The 17,544-nt window shown below is 45.6% G+C and carries 14 protein-coding genes; 5 read left to right on the top strand and 9 right to left on the bottom strand.

What is annotated here, in order from left to right; translation table 11 throughout:
* Nucleotides 1-157 precede the first annotated feature (157 nt).
* Nucleotides 158-2,935, top strand: coding sequence for an insulinase family protein (locus AND4_RS08590; RefSeq protein WP_009842566.1), 2,778 nt, complete (start codon nt 158-160; stop codon nt 2,933-2,935).
* A gap of 73 nt (nt 2,936-3,008) precedes the next feature.
* Here AND4_RS08590 and fadJ read toward each other — a convergent pair whose 3' ends face one another.
* A complete protein-coding gene (gene fadJ / locus AND4_RS08585) occupies nt 3,009-5,120 on the bottom strand; it encodes a fatty acid oxidation complex subunit alpha FadJ (RefSeq protein WP_009842565.1) in 2,112 nt (703 codons plus the stop codon).
* Nucleotides 5,120-6,427 (bottom strand): acetyl-CoA C-acyltransferase FadI, encoded by a 1,308-nt coding sequence (gene fadI, locus AND4_RS08580; RefSeq protein WP_009842564.1) that lies wholly within the window; start codon nt 6,425-6,427, stop codon nt 5,120-5,122. Before fadI ends, fadJ begins: the two co-directional genes overlap by 1 nt.
* Nucleotides 6,428-7,104: 677 nt before the next feature.
* On the opposite strand from fadI, the gene AND4_RS08575 reads away from it, so the two are divergent.
* The 4 genes from AND4_RS08575 (at nt 7,105) to AND4_RS08560 (ending at nt 11,554) form a co-directional block, all read left to right on the top strand.
* Complete coding sequence (locus tag AND4_RS08575) at nt 7,105-7,653, top strand: sigma-70 family RNA polymerase sigma factor (protein ID WP_086026805.1); 549 nt, start codon at nt 7,105-7,107, stop codon at nt 7,651-7,653.
* Nucleotides 7,646-8,380: a DUF3379 domain-containing protein gene (locus tag AND4_RS08570; RefSeq protein ID WP_009842562.1), complete on the top strand. Its 735-nt coding sequence runs from the start codon at nt 7,646-7,648 to the stop codon at nt 8,378-8,380. The genes AND4_RS08575 and AND4_RS08570 overlap by 8 nt, the downstream gene beginning before the upstream one ends.
* A gap of 299 nt (nt 8,381-8,679) precedes the next feature.
* Nucleotides 8,680-9,960, top strand: coding sequence for an outer membrane protein transport protein (locus AND4_RS08565; RefSeq protein ID WP_009842561.1), 1,281 nt, complete (start codon nt 8,680-8,682; stop codon nt 9,958-9,960).
* A gap of 304 nt (nt 9,961-10,264) precedes the next feature.
* Entirely contained in the window at nt 10,265-11,554 is a 1,290-nt protein-coding gene (locus tag AND4_RS08560) for an outer membrane protein transport protein (protein ID WP_009842560.1), read from the top strand.
* 88 nt (nt 11,555-11,642) lie between these two features.
* On the opposite strand, the gene AND4_RS08555 is transcribed toward AND4_RS08560, so the two are convergent.
* The 7 genes from AND4_RS08555 to ccmD form a co-directional block, all read right to left on the bottom strand.
* The gene (locus tag AND4_RS08555; protein WP_009842559.1) at nt 11,643-12,422 is read right to left on the bottom strand and encodes an MlaA family lipoprotein; all 780 of its coding nucleotides are present in this window, start codon (nt 12,420-12,422) and stop codon (nt 11,643-11,645) included.
* A gap of 195 nt (nt 12,423-12,617) precedes the next feature.
* Nucleotides 12,618-13,835, bottom strand: coding sequence for a c-type cytochrome biogenesis protein CcmI (ccmI, locus tag AND4_RS08550; RefSeq protein ID WP_009842558.1), 1,218 nt, complete (start codon nt 13,833-13,835; stop codon nt 12,618-12,620).
* Nucleotides 13,835-14,320 carry a cytochrome c-type biogenesis protein gene (locus AND4_RS08545; RefSeq protein WP_009842557.1) on the bottom strand — a complete coding sequence of 162 codons (486 nt, stop codon included), beginning with the start codon at nt 14,318-14,320 and terminating at the stop codon, nt 13,835-13,837. The genes ccmI and AND4_RS08545 overlap by 1 nt, the downstream gene beginning before the upstream one ends.
* A complete protein-coding gene (locus AND4_RS08540) occupies nt 14,317-14,871 on the bottom strand; it encodes a DsbE family thiol:disulfide interchange protein (RefSeq protein WP_009842556.1) in 555 nt (184 codons plus the stop codon). The genes AND4_RS08545 and AND4_RS08540 overlap by 4 nt, the downstream gene beginning before the upstream one ends.
* 3 nt (nt 14,872-14,874) lie before the next feature.
* Nucleotides 14,875-16,857 carry a heme lyase CcmF/NrfE family subunit gene (locus AND4_RS08535; RefSeq protein WP_009842554.1) on the bottom strand — a complete coding sequence of 661 codons (1,983 nt, stop codon included), beginning with the start codon at nt 16,855-16,857 and terminating at the stop codon, nt 14,875-14,877.
* Nucleotides 16,854-17,339, bottom strand: a complete 486-nt coding sequence (ccmE, locus tag AND4_RS08530) for a cytochrome c maturation protein CcmE (RefSeq protein ID WP_009842553.1) — start codon at nt 17,337-17,339, stop codon at nt 16,854-16,856. The genes AND4_RS08535 and ccmE overlap by 4 nt, the downstream gene beginning before the upstream one ends.
* Nucleotides 17,336-17,542: a heme exporter protein CcmD gene (ccmD, locus tag AND4_RS08525; RefSeq protein ID WP_009842552.1), complete on the bottom strand. Its 207-nt coding sequence runs from the start codon at nt 17,540-17,542 to the stop codon at nt 17,336-17,338. Before ccmD ends, ccmE begins: the two co-directional genes overlap by 4 nt.
* Nucleotides 17,543-17,544 lie beyond the last annotated feature (2 nt).

The raw sequence follows: 17,544 nt of genomic DNA, 5'->3' as shown, positions 1-17,544 counted from the left end.
TCCTTCAAATAGCTCGAACCCTTTAGCATTAGCTAGCGGGCTTATGCAGTACTCTTACGAATAACAAAAACGCGGCAAGCAGTATTTATCAAAGCGCAGACCTGCGCCCCTCACACGAGGATAGTAACTACCGTAATGCGAAATCTGGAGACGCATCGTGCACTTAAGTCCAAACGATTCAAATCAATACCGCTACATTACATTGAGCAATGGTCTGCGTGTGTTGCTAATTCATTCCGATACAGCTCAACAATCGGCAGCAGCTCTAGCGGTAAACGTTGGACACTTCGATGATCCGATCGATCGTCAAGGTCTGGCGCATTATCTAGAACATATGCTTTTTTTGGGTACGGAAAAATACCCTAAAGTGGGCGAGTTTCAAAGTTATATTAGCCAACATGGTGGCGCCAATAATGCTTGGACAGGAACCGAACATACGTGTTTTTTCTTCGATGTGACGCCCAACGCTTTTGAAGGTGCACTTGATCGCTTTAGTCAATTTTTTGCTGCCCCCTTGTTTAATGAAGAGGCGTTAGACAAAGAACGCCAAGCCGTCGATTCCGAATACCGCCTCAAACTTAATGACGACTCTCGACGCCTCTATCAGGTAAATAAAGAAGTCATCAATCCAAAGCACCCTTTTTCAAAATTCTCTGTCGGCAACTTAGAGACGCTTTGTGATCGGGGCGAAAAATCAATTCGCGACGAGATTGTTGAGTTTCATCAATCGCAGTATTCTGCAGATTTGATGACGCTGACTTCGTTTGGTCCGCAATCTCTTGATGAGCAGCAAGCGTGGGTAGAAATCATGTTTTCGGGCATTCCAAACCACCAGCTTCGCGGCAAGTCGATTGATGTCCCTATTAACACCGAAGAAAGCACGGGCATCTTGGTTCAAGTCGAGCCAATCAAAGAGCTCCGAAAGCTGATCCTCACCTTTCCAATGCCGGGAATGGATGCACACTATAGCGTGAAGCCCCTCTCCTATTTTGCTCATTTACTGGGTTATGAGGGTCGTGGCAGTCTGATGCTGCAATTGAAAGAAAAAGGCTGGATTACCTCTCTTTCGGCAGGGGGCGGGGCAAGTGGCAGCAATTACCGTGATTTCACCGTAAGCTGCACATTAACACCAAGAGGCTTAGATTGTATCGACGACATCGTTCAAGCGGTGTTCCAATACCTCACCATGATCAAACAAGATGGTATGGATGAATGGCGTTACAAGGAGAAGCAAGCCGTACTGGAATCCGCTTTCCGCTTCCAAGAGCCATCTCGCCCGATGGATTTGGTCAGCCATCTGGTGATCAACATGCAGCACTATCAACCGGAAGACACGGTTTATGGTGACTATAAGATGACGGGTTATGATGAAAAACTTCAACGTTCATTATTACAGTACCTCTCGGTTGAAAATGTTCGCATCACCTTAATTGCAAAAGGGCTAGAGTACCGCCAAAACGCAGAATGGTATTTCACACCTTACTCGGTGACACCGTTTAGTGCAGAGCAATGCCGTTTCTATCAACAAATCGATCCGAGCTGGCAGTTTGTTCTTCCCGAGAAAAACCCATACATTTGTTATGACCTCGACCCAAAACCATTTGAAAACGGCGGTTCATTGCCAGAATTGGTTGAAGATCTCGAAGGTTTCCGACTATGGCATCTACAAGACGGAGAGTTCCGAGTACCAAAAGGTGTCGTTTACGTCGCAATCGACAGTACCCACGCTGTAGCATCACCGAAAAATATCGTGAAAACTCGCCTGTGTGTCGAAATGTTCCTCGACTCGTTGGCGGAAGAAACTTATCAAGCCGAAATCGCAGGCATGGGTTACAACATGTATGCGCATCAGGGTGGCGTTACGCTTACATTGTCGGGATTTAGCCAGAAGTTACCTCAACTTTTACAAGTGATCCTGCATCGCTTTGCTGCGCGTGAGTTCAGCCCAGAGCGATTTGAAACCATTAAACAGCAACTACTGCGAAATTGGCGAAATTCATCACAAGATCGCCCTATTTCACAGCTTTTCAATGCGCTAACTGGGTTACTTCAACCTAACAACCCACCTTTTGCAGTACTGAGTGAAGCATTGGAAGAGATTGAAGTGGATGAACTGTCAGTGTTTGTCGAATCGATTCTTGCTGAGCTTCATGTCGAGATGTTTGTTTACGGAGACTGGCAGCGTCAACAAGCCCATGACATGGCTAGCACACTTAAAGATGCACTGCGCGTGAAAGAACAACATTACGAAGAAGCGCTGCGTCCCCTCGTCATGCTGGGTAAAAACGGCAGTTTTCAACGTGAAGTAAACTGTAACCAGCAAGACTCAGCGGTGGTGATTTATCATCAATGTGAAGACATTTCACCGCATAATATCGCACTTTATTCCTTGGCGAATCACTTAATGTCGGCAACCTTCTTCCACGAGATCCGAACCAAACAACAGTTAGGCTACATGGTTGGTACGGGAAACATGCCCCTAAACCGTCATCCGGGTATTGTACTTTACGTGCAGTCACCGAGTGCTGCGCCAGCCGAACTGGTGACCTCAATCGATGAGTTTTTAAATGCATTTTACATGGTGCTATTGGAGCTTAATGAATACCAATGGCATAGCAGTAAGCGTGGGCTATGGAACCAAATTGCAACGCCTGATACGACATTACGTGGTCGAGCACAGCGTCTATGGGTAGCGGTTGGCAACAAAGATACCGACTTTAACCAACGTGAAAAAGTGTTGGATGAGCTTAAAGAGTTGACTCGCACGGACATGATCCGTTTTGTGGTCAACGAACTAAAACCCCGAACCGCCAATCGCTTGGTGATGCATTCACAAGGCACCGCTCATCAAGATGCCCCTCGCATCACTCTTGGACAAGAAATTGGTTCAATTGACGAATTTCAACTGCGCCCGAAAGACTTTGGGCTCGGATAAATTTTGTTTTTAGCACTCAAATAAAAAGGCTTGCATCACGCAAGCCTTATTACTGAATCGTAGAGAGCGATGATCAGTAGAAATTACGACCTTCACCCGCTCGAGTTAATAGACCATCACAAGGCGCGTAACGATCGCCGTATTTCGATGCAAATTCATTCATTTTCTCAACCAGTTCTATCAAACCGAATTGATCCATATAACGGAATGGACCACCTAGGAATGGTGGGAAACCAATACCAAAAATCGCACCTATATCGCCATCACGTGGTGAACGAATGATGCCATCATCCAAGCAGCGAACCGCCTCATTCAACATTGGCAGTACACAGCGCAACGCAATGTCGGTGTCTCTCAGCTTCGATTCTGGTGTCAGGTTCAACAACTTGTAAATGGACTTATCAACTTCTTTCTTCTTACCCTTGTAGGTGTAAAACCCTTTGCCACTCTTACGACCTTTACGACCATCGTTCAACAGTGTGTCAAAGACCTCTGGACCTTTGAATCGCTCACCCAACTCATTAACCAAAATCGGAATGATCTTCGCACCAATATCGACACCGACTTCATCAAGCAAGGTAATTGGCCCGACTGGAAAGCCAAAATCGAGTAAGGCATTGTCGAGTTGCTCGATTGGCTCATTTGCCAGCAAGATATGCGCGGCTTCGTTCATGTAAGGTGCAAGGATACGATTTACGTAAAAGCCCGCTTTGTCTTTGACAACGATCGGCGTTTTACCCTGCTTCTTCGCCAGCGCAACAACCGTAGAAATGGTCTCTTCTGACGTAGTTTCATGAGGAATCACTTCCACCAACGGCATTTTCTCTACAGGACTGAAGTAATGCAAACCAACGATGTTTTCAGGGCGGTCTGCTTTTTCCGCAATTCGGTGGATTGGTAGAGAAGACGTATTGGTCGCAAAGATAGTGTTTGGTTTTGCATTCGCTTCAATTTCCGCAACCATTGTCTGTTTCAGGTTGAGATCTTCAAAAACCGCCTCTATGACGACATCAATATGCTTGAAGCTTGTGAAGTCAGTACCACCCGAAAGTTGCAGCATCTTAGATTGGAGGTCGGCTTTGGAGATGATACGTTTCTTGCGCTGCTTTTCGAACAACTTATAGTTGTAGTTCAGCGCGTTTAGCACACCGTCATTACTGACGTCCTTAATGCGAACTGGCACCTTCGCTTTCGCAACAGACACATGGCTGATGCCTGCCCCCATTAAACCACCACCCAACACACCAACTTTGTTGATAGCAACTGGATCGGCTTCCGCGCCGTTTTCTTTCTTCATTTCCGTCGTAGCAAAGAAGATAGAACGTAATGCTTTCGATTCTGAACTCATCACCAATTCGCCAAAGCGTTTAGCTTCAAGCTCTTGACCTTGCGCAAAGCCTTTTTCCAGACCATGCTGAATCACTTCTAGAATCGCAACGGTCGCTGGGTAGTTGCCACGGGTCTTTTTATTGGTTTTTTTCGCAGCTTGCTCAAATACAAATTTACGACCTAAACCACTACCCGAGACCAACTTCTCTTTTGTCGATTGTTTCTTATTGCCCTTGTTCTTCCCTTTCTCGACATGCATCTTCGCGACATCAAGCAACACAGTCTCTGGCACACATGCGTCAACCACGCCCAACTTTTTCGCTTTCTTTGCTCGCAGTTGTTTACCAGTAAGGATTAAATCCAAGGAAGGTAACAGACCAATCAAGCGCGGAAGACGCTGAGTACCACCAGAGCCTGGCAGCAGACCAAGTTGCACTTCTGGAAGACCCAGACGTGTTTTATCCGAATCAGTACACACGCGATAATCACACGCTAGCGCAAGCTCTAAACCGCCGCCAAGGCACGGACCATGGATTGCAGCAACAACTGGATAAGGCAAGTCGGATAGCTGTTGGAATAAATCTTGACCTTGCTTAGCAAGCGCTTGCGCTTCAGTCGCCGTCGTACACGCCTCAAGCATGCGAACGTCGGCACCTGCAACAAAGTTATCCGGTTTTAGAGAATGAATGATCATCCCTTTCACACCACTGGTATCTTGTAGTTGAGCGAAGATCTCCTTCATCTCATCTGCAAATGCGGCTTGCAGCGTATTCATTTTCTCGTTCGGCACATCGATGGCTAGCCAAGCAATGTTCTGCTCATCAATCTTTAGACTAAATGCTTTTTGCTCGCTCATTACTCAACCTCCAAAATCATTGCTGCACCGAGACCACCCGCTGCACATGCTGTATTCAGCGCAAGACCACCACCACGACGTTTAAGCTCACGCAGTGTTTGCGTCATCATACGCGCGCCTGTTGCGGCAAAGGGGTGACCGTAAGCAATCGAGCCGCCTAGAACATTGAACTTATCCATGTCAATTTCACCTATCGCTTTCGAGCGACCTAGATTTTCTTGGGCAAATTTATCACAAGCAAACATCTTCACATTGGCAAGTGCTTGCGCAGCAAACGCTTCGTGCATATCAATAAGCGTCAAGTCTGATAGCTCTAGGCCGGTATTCTCCAGCACTTTTGCTGTTGCGTACGTCGGCCCCATCAGCATATCCATTTCTACACCGATAGCAGAAAACGCATAACCACGGATAAAGCCAAGAATTTCCAAGCCAAGCTCTTTCGCTTTACCTTCACGCATTAGCATCACTGCTGCACCACCATCGGTTAGTGGCGTACTGTTCGCTGCTGTTACGCTGCCGTATTGACGATCAAAAGCTGGACGCAGTTTTGCGTATCCTTCTAATGTCGAGTCATGGCGAATGTTGTTATCTTCAGAGATCCACTTCTTGTAAGGTTCCGGGAAGGCGGTCATCACTTCGTCTTGAATCTTGCCGTCTTTCCAAGCTTGCGAAGCTAGAGAGTGAGAACGGTGCGCTAACGCGTCTTGCTCTGCACGAGTAATACCGTGTGACTTCGCCATTTGCTCGGCAGTCTGGCCCATTGATAGCCCAGTGGAATACTCCGCCACTGCTGGGGGAACAGGCATCAAGTCTTTAACGCTGAGTTTCTTGAGAACGTTAAGTTTTTGACCCAGCGTTTTGGTTTTGCTTAGCGCGAGTAAGTTAGCAGCAAGTTTCTTCGAAACACCGATTGGCAGGACAGATGAAGAATCCGCACCACCTGCGATACCAATGTCGATGCTGCCCGCCATGATACTCTCTGCAACGTTCACTGCCGCTTGGAAGCTGGTCGCACACGCACGAGTCACGCTGTACGCGTCGGTATGAATGTGCATTCCCGTGCCAAGTACGATTTCACGCGCAATGTTCGGTGCTTCTGGCATTTGAACGACCTGTCCAAACACCACTTGTTCGATGAGTTTCGGGTCAATGTTTGTACGAGCAAGCATTTCGCTCACTACCATTTTGCCTAAATCCACCGCTGGCACTTGGCTGAACTCAGTGCTTTGACGAGCGAAGGGGGTTCGTAGCCCTGCGACAATAGCAACACGTTCACCGTGGCGAGTTTTCACTTCCTGCTTGCCCATTGTTTCTCCTTAAATACAAGAGGTCTGACCTGATGTCATTGTAATCAGTTTGTTAAATTTATCAAACGTGCGTTTAAATAAACGTGAAGCGTGTAGATCTATTGATCTAGTTCATTGATTATTCAGCAATTAAGAACGATTAACTATAGTACGTAAAGGTAAGAATAAGTGTGCGGGAGGTAAATTTGAAGAAAAAAAAACCACACAAAACTGTGTGGTCGGAATATATATAAAACAATCAACTTACGCCAATTGTAAAGTTAATCAGTTTCCTGATTAGGAGAAAGTAAAGTCAGCCTTCAAAAGGAAGTGTCATCTTGCTCAACATGCTAGTCGTCATGACTAACTAGATGACAAGGCTTACTATAGCCGCCTCACTTCACGAGATATTGAAATAGATCAATTTTATGTCGATTTTACGAATTCCATCCAGAACAAAGTGCTTATAACGGCTGATCGTCTAACCATTCAATTCGTCTGGTAGTTAATCTATATGCGAAGCAACATCCCATTGAAATGATATAGAATCAACCGCTACCACTGCAAATAAGTCTCTGATTGTATGACAGTATATTGTGCTCCTGCTAAACTACTTAGTATATAATCAAAACGGCCACACGCAGCTGGTAGAAATAACCTCACAGAGCAAGACGGAGACCCCTGTGGCAATATTCAAAATGTTTGGAAAGAAAAGTTCCAGCAGTCCGGTCAACTCTGATATGGACAGACAAAGAAAATACGAAGCTCTGGTTCGGGGCTATCATAGAGACTTGTATCGCTACGCCTATTGGCTGTGCAAAGACAAGACCATTGCAGAAGACCTGGTGCAAGAAACCTGTCTGCGCGCTTGGAAGTCACTGGATAGTCTTCAAGATGAAAAGGCCGCTAAATCTTGGCTTATTACTATTTTAAGACGAGAAAACGCCCGCCGCTTCGAACGTAAACAATTTGATTTGGTTGATATCGATGATCACAGCAACGATGCTAAAGTCAGCGATGACCCACATCACCAGCAAGAATGGCTTCAAGCTCAGATCATGAAGCTTGATGTTGAATACCGTGAGCCTTTGTTTCTTCAGGTTGTCGGCGGTTTCAGTGGAGAAGAAATCGGCAATATTCTTGATCTAAACAAAAACACAGTAATGACACGTCTATTTCGCGCACGTAACCAATTAAAAGAGATGTTGGATTCTCAAGATACTCAGAGAGGACAAAAAAATGGATGATTTAGAATTTCGTCGTCGTATTTTGTCGGATCCAAAACAAAAGGATGAAGAGCTTCTGCGAGCGTTGGCGAAGAACGATGCCAACAGTAAGTTTGCTGATGACGTTTTGGATCTCGACCTGAAAATACAGCAAGCCATGAATGTTGACGTACCTGAAGATCTTGCTGATAAAATTTTGTTTAACCAGACATCGAGTGTATTAGATGAAGAAAAAGTCGTCAGGCCTAATTTTGCTCGTAAAGCGATGGCACTGGCCGCATCAGTTGCGTTTACTGCGGGCCTACTGGTAGGTCAAATTAATTGGGGCAATATTATTGTCTCTCCAGCGCAAGCAAGTCTCGCTGATACAGCAATGAAACACGTAGTCGCAGAAGCACCTTTTGTCAGTAACATCGATGAGGATGTTTCGAATAAGCAAGTAAATGCGAAAATGATGCCTTTCCATTATCAGATCAATGGTGATTTTCCATACCATGTTTACTACTTAAATCATTGTGGCTTTGGTGATTCGAATAATGCTTTACATGTCGTGTTCCAAGGAAACAAAGGTAAAGTGACCATGTTTGTGACTGATGTGAAGAGCGACCAAAAAGTCGATTTTGATAAAGATGGTATGACAGGCGTAGTGAAACCAGTCGGTAACGCCAGCATGATTCTTGTTGGCAGCAACGGCGAAGACATTGACGCTATTGCGGCTAAACTGGCACCCATGATGAAGCCGATGTAATAACTTTCAGTAAAACTCTACAACTATTGATTTAAAAGCCGCTAAATTTCATAATCTAGCGGCTTTTCGCTTATGTATAACCAAAAAACCATTCACTATAATTATCCATTTTAGAGCCAAGACTCTAAAATATGCACTTTAGATGCAATTTCCCGACATTTAGACATCATTTCTACAATTTTTATTCAAATTTATCCAATGGTCGGATTTGTATGGTCCACTCTTAATACTACTATCTGCGCCACTGAGCGAAAGCTCAACTTATCGTCCAAAGAGACGAAACCCATAAGGAATAAAAAATGACTCAGAACACGCGTCTGTTTAAAAAGACTCTCGTAGCAGTAACGGTTGCAATGGCATCAGGCCAAGCAATGGCAGCTGGTTTCCAAATAAACGCACAATCAGCGACGGGTATCGGTCGTGCATTCGCCGGTGATGCGGTAATTGCAGATAACGCATCGGTAATGTCTCGTAACCCAGCAGCAATGGCGCTATTTGACAAAATGGAACTGTCGCTAGGTTTTGAAACTATCACCACTGATATCACTGCAAAAGGCGTTCAATATAACGGCTCAGCAGCAGAGTCTTACGATGATGCTGGTGGCACTTCAGTTGCACCGAACATCCACCTTATCGTGCCAGTAAACGACAAGTTTGCATGGGGCGTAAACGCATACTCTAACTTCGGTACCAAAACTGACTTCTCGAACAACCTATCTTGGTCTGAGTACGGTGGCCTAACTGACGTTAAAAGTGTAAACGTTGGTATTGCTGGTTCTTACCGTCTAAATGACCAATGGAGCTTTGGTGCTGGTATCGATCTAATTTACGGTGCGGGTAAACTAGAGCGTTATGCTGGTAATGGTATGTGTATCGCAGCTATCTCTGGTAACTGTGTAATGCCAGTTTCACAAGGAACAACTCTAGTTAAAGCGGATGCATCAGGTTTTGGTGTTGGCTTTAACGTTGGTACTGTCTTTGAACTAGACGAGAATAACCGTTTTGGTCTTTCTTACCGTTACAGCCCAGAGATCGAAGCAGAAGGCGATGTCGAATATTCAGTTAACGCAGATAGCAACGGCAAACTGCACATGCCTCTACCAGATATCGCAGAATTCTCTGGCTACCACAAAATTCAAGATACTCAGTTTGCTGTCCACTACAGCATCCAATACATTGGTTGGAAAGCATTTGACACGCTAGATGCAACAATCAATGGCTCGACGGCACCACTAAACGAATATAACTGGCAAGATGGCTGGCACTACTCTATTGGTGGTACGTACTACATGAACACTGACTGGACGCTACGCGCTGGCTACATGTACGACACTAGTGCTCAAGATGAAACAACGTCTATCTCTGTTCCAGACTCAGATCGTCAATGGTTCTCAGCGGGTGCAACTTACCACATCGACAACAAATCGAACGTAGATATCGGCTTTACCTACCTACTTGGCGATGATGTTAGTGTGAGCGAGTCTACTCCGAACCCTATCGGTGGTAGCCTATCGACGATCGAAGCCACAACTCGTGCAAATGCGATTCTATTCGGCTTACAGTACAGCCGCAGCTTCTAAGCACGACCAAACATGCTAATGTAAGCACACTATTTAAAAGGCTGGAATTCCAGCCTTTTTCTTATCTATCGGTTACCTTCACTCAATTTGAGCGCACATGTGTACTCAAAGCCTCGATTATAACTAACAAGTGTTCGCTGAATTGTTTTTACACAGCCATTACAGTTAGAGAGTTGTTCTATATAGATTCAAATAAATAGATAATTAGCCTAAAAAGGCTGTTTTGTTGGCTTTTCATTTTTAAAGCAATAACTCTAAACGTAAACTTGCGCCTCACGTTATCAATAACTCAGCGAACATTACAATGAAAACCAACAAGACTCTTCTTTCAGCAGCAGTGGCATTCGGCCTATTAAGCACTTCAGGCGTTGTAAACGCTGCGGGCTTCCAACTTGCAGAATACTCTGCAACTGGCCTAGGTCGCGCGTACGCTGGTGAAGCCGCAATGGCTGATAACGCGGGCGCACAATGGCGTAACCCAGCAATGCTTACATACCTAAAAGGGACACAAGTGTCTGTTGGCGCAATCTACGTAAACCCAAACATTGATGTAGAAGGCAATGTAAATTTCTATGGTAAGAATATCCCTGCATCTTCAGACGACTTCGCTCATGATGCAGTCATTCCAAACTTCTACCTATCTCATCAATACAACGAGAAGTTCGCGCTTGGTCTAGCATTCGGTACTAACTACGGTATGGAAACCGATCTAGGTAAAGACTTTGGTGCGTCTCATTTTGGTAACCAAGCAAGCGTAACGTCTATGGAAGCAAACCTAAACGCGGCTTACAAACTAAACGAAAAACTCAGTGTCGGTGGTGGACTTCGATACATAATGGCAGATGGCAGTATTGGGGCGGTAGTACCTCCTCAAGTAGGAGCGGTTAAACCTAACCTACCGGGGCAAACCCTAAAATACATGGAAGGTGATGACACAACTTGGGGATGGCAAGTGGGTGCGGCTTGGCAAATCAACCAAGATAACCGCCTTGGCTTCGCTTACAAATCAGCTGTTGATCTCACACTGCAAGGTCACGCGATAGGTTTGGCGTTCAAACAAACGAACCATAACGCTCAAAAAGCGGGCTCAATGGACTTAACATTGCCAGCAACAGCGGAACTAGCAAGCTTCCACCAACTAAATGACCGACTAGCAGTACATACAAGTATTAATTGGACAGATTGGAGCAGCTTTAAAGAGCTAGTGGCGGATTTCCCTGACTCTTCTAATCTCATCAAATCTGAAAACTGGGAAGATAACTACCGCTTTGCCGTTGGTGCTACCTACCAAGCCGACAACAAATTAGTGCTACGTTCTGGTGTTGCTTATGACATGTCAGCGGTTGATGACAAATACCGCACGACCACTATTCCAGAAACAGATCGTCTATGGCTAAGTGTTGGTGCAGGCTACGAATGGTCTAAAAACCTAACGCTAGACGCTGGCTTTACTTACATCTTTGCTAAAGACGCTTCCATCAAGGAACCTCGCGATGCATCTGATAATTCAGCTGCTATTTTAGGCGGCGCGTTTACTGGTGAAGTAACAGGTAACGTATGGCTAATCGGTGTTCAAGCGAACTACACCTTCTAATCTGAACAAAATTATCGATACAAGAAAGTGACCGATGAAAAAAAGGCTTGGTGAAAACCAAGCCTTTTTTCGCAATTTATTTAAGCGTTTAGAAATCTTCTTCTAAGTACTCATCTAAGTATGCTTCTTCTTCATCATCGACTTCATCAAGGTTGTTGAGTTCCGCCTGAAAATCTTGGCGCTGCAGATACACATCACGTGCTAGCACATAAGGATCTGGTGACGAGTCAAGTTGCGCTTCTTGAGAAACCAATAGCGCTCGCTTCTCCATCCCCTCTAGTGCCCATTTACCTAGACCAGCCCAGAAGTTAAGGTAGGACAGAGGTACATACATACCGTCGACTGTATCTGTTACTTCACGCAACGTGTACGGTCCGTAACCAGGCACCATTACGTATGGGCCATTGCCAACACCGTAGTGCCCTACTACGCTACTGAACTCTTTATTATCGTATTTGGTGATACCAGCAGCCGTTGCGATATCGAACAAGCCAAAAATACCGAACGTCGAGTTAATCCAAAAGCGGTTAAAATGATCAACGGCTTTGGTGCCATTCCCCATCACAAGGTTGTTTATCATACTTGCCGGTTCATCTAAGTTCGCTAAGAAATTAGCAATACCTGAGCGAATAGGCGTAGGCGTATAATCGACGTAAGCAAGGGAGATTGGGCGAACCAAGTACGGGTCCAGATAGTCGTAGTTGACATCCCACATTACGCGGTTGAAGCCTTCTAATGGATCATAAGCATCAGAAGTTGATTGATTCGTTTCGTTTTCCTCATTTACTGCCTCCTCAGGCACACTTGAACAGCCAACCAGTCCAACTGCAAACAGCAAAAAAAAGATGGATTTAACCTTGTGATACATTCTTAGTTCCATAACGACTATTGATATACCTAAGAAACCTTCGTTTTCGTGGCTTTAACACAGAAAAAAGTTACTTGGGTATATAAATAAAGGTCAGCAATTGCTGACCTTTATTTATTCTACTCGATTGTCGCCAGTCATACCACAAAACTGACACGTCGCCCACTAAGTAATAAGTATCAAAAATGATTGTGTTTATTGATACTGTTTATCGATCATCACTTCAACTGGCTGACCAAAATCCACCACAGCGCTTTCACCGTGCCAATCTTGATCACGAGTCGCAACGTTACCATCAGAGTCAACGCGAGCGCGGACAATCAACTTATCCAGTGAAGACAGCTTCTGACCATCCATCATTGCGTTACCATCATCTAATACCACAGTACGAGGGAAGGTCCCCAATGGGTAACGAGCCGCCGCAACTGGCATGGGGGAACCATCAGCGCGATGAACCGACACAATCAGTACTGCGTTTGGATCCAACTGGGCTTTTTCAGCGATGTTAATCGTCACTGCCACGCTCTTATCTGGCGAAACCGCTTCCCCCATTCGCTTGCGAGCACTTTCGATACTGCGACCTAGCATTTCATAACGGCTGTCTTCTGAGCCAATCATTTGCTGCATAATGCCCCAGTATTTAATCGCCGCAGGGAAGTCTTGACGCTCGAACGCATCAAACGCAAGTAGCGAGAATACACGTAAGTCCACGTAATCTTGCTGCATCAACTTACCAAGCAGAGAGCGGGCTGTGGCCTGTTCCACTTCGTCTTGAGAAAGCATCAGAGCCTGCGCGTAGCCAAGTTGAATATCAGGATCCTTTGGCTCTAGCCCGTACGCTTTCTCCATCGCATCAATTGACGTCGTCACATCACGATTGGCCAAAGCAATACGACCAAGAAGCAACCAACCCGTTGAATCTTCAGGTTGGTATTGCAGGCGAGTACGTAATGCCAAAGACAAGTCTGCCATTTCGTCTTCACTAAGCGGTTCAGACGCCGCAGACATCAGCTTTTTAGAGAGCTCAGGGAGATTAGCGTTAACTTCTTGCCACTGAACCACATCCTGCGAGGCGCCAAACTTGTAATATAAGCCGTAACTCAATACCACAGTTAAAATCACAGAAGAAACCAATACAGCAATTGGAGAAACCTTGGTCTCTTTTTGCGTTTTATCACTTGGAATATCGTCAAGGAGTGATTGCTTTAGATCCGAAATCAGGTCATCTTCACTTTCAACCAGACCTTCGTCTGTCTCTTCGGCAAGCTCCGACAGACGGTCTTTGTAGAACGCTTTGTTGAGCTCATCACGCAACACTTCATCATTGTTGGCTTTTTGCTTTAGCAGTGGCATCGCAATCAGTGCACACGCTACAAGTGTAAGAACAATAGTGGAAACCCAAAACAGTGTCATTACTTCTTATCTCCGTTGTTCTCTTCATCAAGCAATGATTTGAGGCGCGCTTCCTTCTCTTCGTCCCAATCTTCATTACTTGTATGAACTAACTCTGCCTTTGATTTTCGGCTACGTAGCACGATCAAACCAAAGCCGCCGAGCACGACTGCTAGTGGGCCTAGCCACAGAATCGCAGTGGCAAAAGTAAACGGTGGGTTGTAAGTAACAAAGTTTCCGTAGCGAGCAATCATGTAATCAACAATCTCACTCTTCGATTTGCCCTCTTTCGTCATTTCATACACCTTGTGGCGTAAGTCTTGAGCTAATTGCGCGTTCGAATCTGAGATGGTGTTGTTTTGACATTTTGGACAACGCAGAGTGTGCCCTAGCTCTTTAAACTGCTGTTCTTGCTCTAGGTTGTCAAACTCGTACACTTCAATCGCTGCGTGGGCAGCGAAAGAAAATATCATTGCAGACACTGCCGCTAGAATAAACTTTCTCATTGCTTCGCCTCCTCAACCAATTTGTTGTAGAGCGGCTCGAGTTTTTCCGCCCAGTTGCGAGGGTTTACGTCGCCAACATGGCGGTAACGAATGACGCCGTTTGCATCAATAACAAAGGTTTCTGGAGCACCATACACACCAAGATCTAGACCCAACATACCACTACCATCAAACAAGCTGATCAGATATGGGTTACCTAAATCATTTAACCATCCGACCGCTTTATTGCGATCATCTTTGTAGTTCATACCAATAAGCTTCACCCCTTTACCGGCAAGCTCGTTGAGATATTTGTGCTCTGCGTAACAGGTTGGACACCAAGTTGCCCATACATTGAGCAGTAAAGGTTCCCCTTTGAAAATCGATTGATCGTATTGCTTACCCGGTTCAGCCAAATCCTCAAGATGAAACTCAGGCACTGGTTTACCGACCAGTACAGACTCCAATTTTGTTGGGTCATCGCCCTCTTGGTTACGGACCAACTGAGATGCGAAGATGCCCGCCAACACCATAAAGGCCACCAATGGAATAAATAAGACTTTCTTGTTCATTTATTATGCCTCCTTCTCCGCTAGTGTTGATTTTTCATCTTTCTTAGCCGTTTTGCGGAAGCGGTAACGTCTATCAGAGATAGCTAGTGCTCCACCTAAAGCCATAATGAGTGAACCAGCCCAAATCCAACGAACGAATGGTTTGTAGTAAATTCGTACCGCCCAAGAACGGTTGTCGTCCAGACGCTCACCCATCGCAATATAAAGGTCACGTGTGATGCCGCGGTCGATGGCTGCCTCTGTCATCATAGACTTGGCCGTACTGTAGAAGCGTTTCTCCGCGTGCAAGGTATTTACGTATTTGCCATCACTTGTGATTTCGAAGTCGGCGATATAACCATCGTAGTTTGGACCATCTTTGTCACGTAGACCCGAGAAGTAAAAATCGTACCCGTAAATCTTGAAGTGCTCACCGGGGGCCAAGCGCACGTCACGTTCAATACTGTAGTTTTGCACCATGGCAATACCAATAACAGTAACAGCAAGACCAATGTGGCCAAGCATCATTGCCCAGTGACTGCGTTGAAGTTTACGAACACCTTCTGTGAAACGGTGGCGGTGCGTTGCACGTTCATGCAATTCAAAACCATGCATTGCGATGATCCAGATTGCCATCACCCAGCCGATGTAAGCCATCACTGAGAAAAAGTCAGCAAACATAAAGACACATGCTGCAGCTAACGCGAAAGCAAGCACACCAGAAATAACCATTGGCTTAATAAGCTTAGATAGATTATCGCGCTTCCAGCGAATCATAGGGCCAATGCCCAATAGAAAAGCAAACGGCATCATCAACCATGCAAACAACATGTCGAAGAATGGCGCACCAATCGATACCGAACCCAAACCAATCTGTTTGTGAACTAAAGGCAGCAAGGTACCAACAAGGACCACCACAAGTGCTGCAATTAGCAGCACGTTATTAGACAGCAGTGCGTTTTCACGCGATACCAAATCAAAATTACCACGCACACGAACCGCAGCCCCTTTCACTGCAAATAGCAGGAGAGAACCACCGATGACGAACACTAGGAAAGCTAGGATAAACATACCGCGAGACGGATCTGATGCGAACGCGTGTACCGATACCAAGATGCCGGAACGGACCAAGAAGGTACCCAATAAACTGAGCGAGAATGCAGAAATAGCAAGTAGTACTGTCCACGCTTTAAAGGTACCGCGTTTTTCTGTTACTGCCAGAGAGTGCATGAGTGCGGTGCCAGCCAACCAAGGCATAAACGATGCGTTTTCTACTGGGTCCCAAAACCACCAACCGCCCCAGCCAAGTTCGTAATAAGCCCACCAAGAACCGAGAGCAATACCTAACGTTAGGAATACCCATGCTGCCGTTGTCCAAGGTCTAGACCAACGAGCCCAAGCCGTATCAAGGCGGCCTGTCATTAGAGATGCGATAGCAAACGAGAACGCAACAGAAAAGCCCACATAACCCATGTAAAGCATTGGGGGGTGAACGATCAACCCGGGGTCTTGAAGAAGCGGGTTTAAATCACGACCATCGACAGGGAAGAACGGCAACGTGCGAAGAAATGGGTTTGAGGTAATGATAATGAACAGCAGGAAACCTACAGAGATCATACCCATCACGGAAAGTACGCGTGCGACAGACTCTTGTGGCATGCCACGACTAAACGTCGCGACAGCAACTGTCCACATTGCTTGGATAAGAACCCAAAGTAAGAGCGAACCTTCGTGAGCACCCCAAACCGCCGTTATACGGTAGTACCATGGAAGTTGGCTGTTTGAGTTACTCGCTACGTATTGCAACGTAAAATCGTTGGTGTAAAAACTCCAACAGAGTATCGCGAATGAAAAAAATAGCATGATAAACATCGACCACGAAAGCGGTCTGGCGGTGTTCATCAGCATTGTGTTGTTATTAGATGCGCCCCATAATGGCAGTGCGCTGAGCAACAATGCCATTGCCAGCGAGATAATGAGGGCAAAGTGACCGACTTCAGCAATCATTGGCCGCTTCCTTGTTTCTGTTCTGTTGTGTACTGTAAAGGCTCATGATTCTTCTTCATTGCCTCTGCAATTTCAGGTGGCATGTACTCTTCATCGTGTTTTGCCAACACTTCAAACGCTTTTACGGTAGTGGCGTCTTCAAGAACACCTTGAGCAACGATACCTTGACCCTCGCGGAACAAATCGGGAAGGATACCGTCATATACTATGGTTACTATCGGGCCCACGTCGTGCAGATCAAAGCTCACTTTAAGAGATTCAGGATCACGGCGAACCGACCCTTCAACGACCATGCCACCAATACGCAGACGTTGCCCAACCTCAGGTTTCGTACCGTCCGGTTTGCCATTTACCAATTCTGAAGGCGTATAAAATAGGTCCATGTTTTGGTTGAGTGCGTAAAGCATCAAACCTATGGTTGCACTAATACCGATAAAGATCGCTAAAACAATAGCTAGCCTCTTTTTACGTCTCGGATTCATAAGGTGTTCTCCATATTCTTCGCCGCGTCGATGCGCGCTTGACGATCAATTTTCTTTTTCACCTCTTTCAACAGTGCATCACCACGACGGACACTAGAAATAAGAAGAATAAGCATAGATAAAAAGGTGATACCAAACGCGCTCCACACATACCAGGCATACCCACCCATGGCAAAGAGTTCGCTAAGAGAATCAAAATGCATAA

Source organism: Vibrio sp. AND4 (genome assembly GCF_000171815.1).
Classification (GTDB): domain Bacteria; phylum Pseudomonadota; class Gammaproteobacteria; order Enterobacterales; family Vibrionaceae; genus Vibrio.
This window is presented reverse-complemented; position numbering and strand designations above follow the sequence as displayed.